At 34.0% G+C, this 244-nt stretch carries 1 pseudogene; it reads right to left on the bottom strand.

From position 1 onward, the window contains the following. Nucleotides 1-58 precede the first annotated feature (58 nt). Nucleotides 59-244 (bottom strand): annotated as a pseudogene (locus tag P6709_RS20220) (hypothetical protein); the annotation flags it as partial.

Below are 244 nucleotides of genomic sequence, written 5' to 3'. Positions count from 1 at the left end.
ATATCAATATAACTCAGAATGGTCAAGCACTTTTTAAAATTAAATTTTAAATGCGGAATTAACCACTATGCAGCAGCCTATTTATCAAATTGGAAAAAAAGCAGCAGAAATGCTGTTGAAGCGTGAAAAGGTAAAGAACTTTTTCTCTTTTGAACGATATAAGTGAAGCTAAAAAGTCATCTGCCAGAATTTTGTCCAGTTCTTCTCTGCTTTTCCGGACTTCCGGATTAATATGCCATTCTTC

The organism is Jeotgalibacillus sp. ET6, assembly GCF_029667115.1.
Classification (GTDB): Bacteria; Bacillota; Bacilli; order Bacillales; family Jeotgalibacillaceae; genus Jeotgalibacillus.
This window is presented reverse-complemented; position numbering and strand designations above follow the sequence as displayed.